Source organism: Persicitalea sp., from assembly GCF_041751555.1.
Lineage (GTDB): Bacteria > Bacteroidota > Bacteroidia > Cytophagales > Spirosomataceae > Persicitalea.
In genome coordinates this window covers 1-5566 of sequence record NZ_JBGSXF010000545.1, presented here as the reverse complement: position 1 = coordinate 5566, position 5566 = coordinate 1, and the positions used below count along the sequence as shown (strand labels likewise).

Here is a 5566-nt window from a genome sequence, read left to right as displayed (position 1 = left end):
AAATGGATTTGCGCCATTACCGAAGCCACCTACGAAGTGACCGACGGGCAGATCATTTTCACCGGAAAAGCGTGCCGATAACAGCCTTTCAACCCACTCACTATGCCACTACTGGACTCCTCTTAGAGGTTTTGAAATAAGAAAGGGTGAACGATGTTTCCGCATCATTCACCCCGGAACCCCCTACTGTCGCCGCTAAACGAACGTCCTGAAAAGGATGAGGGGATCATTTTACCCAATTACCAGAACCAAGCAAAACAACCAAAAGTATGAATTTTCCTATACCCTCGCATCATCTCTTGCGAAAAATTATGAGAATCAGCCTACTGCAACTCACCCTCGGCCTAGTGTTCGGGAGCCTATCGCTGGCCCACGACGGCCGGGCGCAGGAGGTGCTGAACCGAACAATTACGATCGACAGCAGACAGCAGCCGATGGCGGCCGTTTTGAAAAAAATTGAAAGCGAAGCCGCTGTCAGTTTTATGTACAGCCCGGAGTTGATTCGGTCGAACCAGAAAATCACCCTGAACGTGCAACAGAAGCGTTTGGGTGAAGTGCTGCTGGAACTACTCACCCCGCTGCGTATTAAATATGAAGTTTCAGGGAGTCAGATTCTGCTCAAACGGGGGTCGGAAACCGGCTTAAATCGGCTTGAGAATTTGACTATCCCCCCCTATGTTCCCGTCGATATTTCCGTATCAGGCACCGTCGCCGACGAGAATAGCGGGCCTTTGCCTGGCGTGAGTATTCTGGTGAAAGGCACCCAGCGGGGGACGACCACGGATCAAAACGGTGCCTTTCGCCTGGAGGTCGAAAATTCGTCGGCTATTCTCGTTTTTTCTTTTGTGGGCTATATTTCGCAGGAGGTCGCAGTTGGAAATAGAAACCAAGTGAACATTACGTTGCTGGTCGATAACAAGACATTGGAAGAAGTGGTCGTAGTGGGCTATGGTACCCAGCGTAAAAAGGATCTTACGGGAGCCGTTATGCGGGTTGACCCTAAACTTAACGAAACGAATCCGAACGTCAACGTCTCGCAGGCCCTGCGCGGGTCGGTAGCGGGCGTTACGGTCATTGACACGGGTCGTCCGGGGGCTGATGGCTCCATTACCATTCGGGGCAATGCCTCCATTTCAGCCAGCAACGCACCGCTGATTATTCTGGATGGAATTATTTATAACGGCGGTCTTTCGGACATCAGCTCCAACGATATCGAATCCATTGACATCCTGAAAGACGCCAGCTCTGCCAGTATCTATGGTTCCAGAGCTACCAACGGGGTAATCCTGATTACAACCAAGAAAGGTACCACGGCCAGGCCCAAACTGACCTACAACACGTACTATGGCAGATCGGACTACGCCAATGTCCCCAATATGATGGGCCCCGAGCGGTACCTGGCCATGAAGGAGGACGCCGCCGCTTTTCTTGGTAGGCCGCTTATCTTGACCTCCATTGAAGAGGCAAATCGGGCGGCTGGTCGCACCATAGATCCGTGGTCGGCTATTGCCCAGAAGGCCCCTATGCAAAATCATGAATTAAGTTTATCGGGACGAACCGAAAAAGTAAACTATTACATTTCGGGTTCCTATACGGATATGAAAGGCCGGGTAATGGGCGACAATTTCAGCCGATTTTCATCGCGTCTCAACCTCGACATCCTGATTACCGATTGGCTGAGCATCGGCACCCATACTGGGTTCACAATCAAGGATTACTCGGGCATTCGGGCCAATTTTGAGACTGCCAGCTACCTAAGTCCATTTTCATCGCTATACTACGAGGATGGAGAACTCAAAAGCCTGCCCATGGATGACGGACTGGCTCCTAACCCCATTTTCAACACGGTTCGAAACGATCATCTGAGTACTTCCAATACTCTTTTCAGCAATGTGTATGCCGACATCAATCTACCCATTCCAGGCCTCACCTATCGACTTAACTTAGGTAATAACCTTAGGTACAACGATGACGCCAATTTTTCGCCTTCCGTAAGCGAACCGAGGGATAATAACTTTCGCCTGGCCAGTGGCAGTAAAGCAAACAGAAAGTACCACTACATTACCCTGGAAAACATAGTGAAGTACAACAAGGCAATCGGGCAGAAACACAACCTGGACGTGACACTGCTGCAAAGCTTCGAACGTACCCGTGAAAATGGCTTATCCTTGTCCAGCAATAATATTTTCAGCGATGTGCTTTCCTACAATGGGCTGGGCGTTGGGGAAAATCAGCTTGTTTCTACTACGGCTTCCGAATCACAAGCCACATCCTACATGGGTCGCATTGGGTACCGGTTCCTTGAAAAGTATCTGTTTAATTTTACCGTTCGCCGCGACGGCTACTCGGCCTTCGGGTCAGGGCGAAAATTCGGAAACTTCCCCTCGATCGGAGTGGGTTGGCTCATTTCGGAGGAAAAATTCATGGCTTCGCTGCCCTGGATCGGATATTTGAAAGCCAGGTACTCGTACGGTAAAAACGGCAACCGGGGCATCAGCCCGTACTCATCCCTCAGCAATATGACCCAGACGGGCAATCAGTATGTCTTTGGGGATAATGGCAGTACGAGTATTGGCATCACTCCTACCTCTATGTCCAACAGTCAGCTTGGCTGGGAAACCACGGTCGCCTCAAACTATGGTCTTGATTTCGGCCTTTTCAAGGACAAAATTTCAGGGTCAGTGGAGTATTATTCCATGAATACCTCCGACCTGCTCCTTTCGCTGCGCATCCCCAACATGACCGGCTACGAAACCTTCTTTACCAATATCGGTGCCACTAGCAACAAGGGGGTTGAACTGACCGTCAATACGAATAACTACACCAAGGGGAAATTCAATTGGACTACCAATTTTGTATTTAGCTTCAATCGTAACAAAATCAAGAGCCTCTCTGGTACCGATCTGAACGGGGACGGTGTGGAAGATGACGATATCGCCAGTGGCCGTTTCATTGGTCAGCCCCAGGGAGCCAACTTCAACTACGTTTGGAACGGAATCTGGCAACAGGGTGACGACAATACCCTGGATCCCAGCGCCAAACCCGGGTATATCCGGTTCAAAGACATCAACGGAGACGGTAAGATTGGCCCCGAAGACCGGCAGGTACTTCACTCCTCCCAGCCAGACTTTTCGAGCGGACTCACCAACCGGCTTTCCTACGGGGGATTGTCACTATCCTTCTTCCTGAATGCCCGCGTCGGCGGTTACAGTGGTAACTCCCTGCTTAACCACGGTAGCAATTTCTTCGACCGGGCCAATTTGATGGATCTCCCCTACTGGACTCCCGAAAACCCGCTCACCGACCGTCCCAGTATTGGCTATCCAAACCCTCTGGGATATGGGTTTTACCAGAGCCGTACATTCCTCCGCTTGCAGGATGTAAGCCTCGGCTATGAGGTGCCCAAAGACCTTCTCGACAAGGTTCGTCTGGATCGCGTGAATGTGTATGTTAGCGGCAAAAACCTCAAAACCTGGACCGGCTGGGATGGCTGGGACCCCGAGCATGGGTCGGGTGGACGCAACGTATCCAATGGCCCCTTGCTGAAATCCTGGGTTGTCGGTTTGATTATAGGCTTATAGCCTGCTCACACTTTAAAAAATCAGAATATGAAAACTTGCAATATACTTTCAACCCGATATTTCCTTTTTGTTCTATCGCTCTGCCTGGGTATAGGCGGCTGTCAGGAATCGTTCCTGGATGAAAAACCCCTCGACCGATTCAGTCCCGAAAACCTGCTCACCAGCAAGGCCGGTTTTGAATCCGTGCTGGTGGCCCTGCACAAAAGCGCCCGCGACGAGCGCACCCTCGACCGCCCCGACCAGATGGGAACAGGTACCGATGTCGCCACGAGTGGTGTAGCCGACGGACGCTTTATGAAAGACTACCGCCTGGTGCTACCCAACGATCAGATTGTGAACTACTACTGGGATTGGGCCTACGCCGATATGCTCAAAAATGCCAACCTGATTATTACTCGCGCCGAAAACCCGGTAGTACGCTGGACGGAGCAGGAAAAGAACGCCCTCGTGGCCGAGGCCAGGTTTTTCCGGGCTTACGCCTACAATGTGCTCGTGAATTTGTTTGGCGGGGTACCACTGGTAGACCGTGAGTTGACTGAGCCCCGCTTTGATTTTTCCCGCGCCAGTCGTCTGGAAACCCTGGAATTTATCAAAGCCGATCTGGAATTTGCCGCTGAAAACCTGCCCAATGTAGTCAATGATCCTACCAAAGATGGACGTATTTTCAAAGCCGCCGCTTTGCATCTGCTTACTGAGGTCTACATTAGTCTGGGTCGGGAAAAGAAAGTTGCCACTTTTTACGACAAAGCGATTGCTGCCGCTACAAAAGTGATCGACGGTTCGGCCGGGCAGTACCAACTCATGACCAAGCGCTTTGGCAAAACCTCTCGCCCCGGCGATGTATTCTCGGATTTGTTCTGGACCAATCAGCAAAACCGCGCCTCGGGAAATCTGGAAACGATTTGGGCCGTTCAGTTTGAATTCCTGACGGTGGGGGGCGGCGAAGGGCTCAATGTGGATCTACGGTGGTGGGGCCCCCAGTTTGAAAACATACGGTCGCCGGACAACAAAAGAATCCTGGTTAGCGACAGTATTGGACGCAGCCAGGGAGGCAACCGTCCTACCAACTACTTTTTTTATGATCTATGGAAAGATAACTACGCCAATGATATGCGCAATTCCCGCTATAACATTCGTCGCAAATGGTACTACAACGATCCTACCTCAAAGTACTTTGGCAAAGAAGCCAAGTATACCCTGGTAAACGGAAAAGCATTTGTGGCGGATGAGAATGGCAAGCCTACCACTATTGCAGTTGATACCCTGCGGTGGTTCTACCCAATGATCCGTAAAATTGAAGGCGAACTTACCGCCCCGCTTTCTGGCCGCACCAACAACGATCAGATCCGGATGCGGCTGGCCGAAACCTACCTGCTGCGGGCGGAAGCCTACATCCACAAAGGCGATATGCAGCGTGCCGCCGCCGACATCAACGTGGTAAGGACTCGTGCCAATGCCAAACCTGTGGCCGCCGCTGACGTAAACCTGGCGTACCTGCTCGACGAAAGAGCCCGGGAGCTGACCGTAGAAGAAGCACGAAGGAGAACTTTGGTGCGGTTGGGATTACTGTATGAGCGAGCTACCCGGTACAACTGGGACGCCAAAGCCACCATGCAGCCATATCATGAATTGTGGCCGATTCCCCAAAAAGCCATTGATGCCAATCAGGGTGCCGTGCTGGACCAAAACCCCGGCTATCCGGGAGCCAAATAAAGCGAGTCTGGGTAAGTGCTTTAACAACTTACCCAGACTTTAATATCCTTTTCCCTTTAAAATCTCCTACTATTACGATGCAAAGCCGACGGAATTTTCTGAAAGCAGGTACCCTTGTGACCGCTTCCCTTGCCACCCCCCGCTCATTCACGGAGGTACTCCAATCGACCACAGGCAAGGCCAACCCAACGATCCTGCTGCGCTCATCCTGGAATGATAAAAATATTGGGGATATAGGTCATTCGGCTGGTACCCTGCGGATCATTGAGCGG

The 5566-nt window shown here is 51.3% G+C and carries 3 protein-coding genes; all 3 read left to right on the top strand.

Annotated features, from left to right (window positions below; translation table 11 throughout):
* Positions 1 to 311 precede the first annotated feature (311 nt).
* Positions 312 to 3581 (top strand): TonB-dependent receptor, encoded by a 3270-nt coding sequence (locus tag ACEW8P_RS19675; RefSeq protein WP_373514782.1) that lies wholly within the window; start codon positions 312 to 314, stop codon positions 3579 to 3581.
* Positions 3582 to 3608: 27 nt separating this feature from the next.
* Complete coding sequence (locus tag ACEW8P_RS19670) at positions 3609 to 5294, top strand: RagB/SusD family nutrient uptake outer membrane protein (protein ID WP_373514781.1); 1686 nt, start codon at positions 3609 to 3611, stop codon at positions 5292 to 5294.
* Between the two features lie 77 nt (positions 5295 to 5371).
* Positions 5372 to 5566: twin-arginine translocation signal domain-containing protein (locus ACEW8P_RS19665; protein ID WP_373514780.1), on the top strand; the 195-nt coding region annotated here is incomplete at its 3' end.

Excerpts from the sequence above, each read along its gene's own strand:
- ACEW8P_RS19675 (WP_373514782.1), top strand. The coding sequence starts at position 312 with ATGAGAATCAGCCTACTGCAACTCACCCTCGGCCTAGTGTTCGGGAGC.
- ACEW8P_RS19670 (WP_373514781.1), top strand. The coding sequence starts at position 3,609 with ATGAAAACTTGCAATATACTTTCAACCCGATATTTCCTTTTTGTTCTA.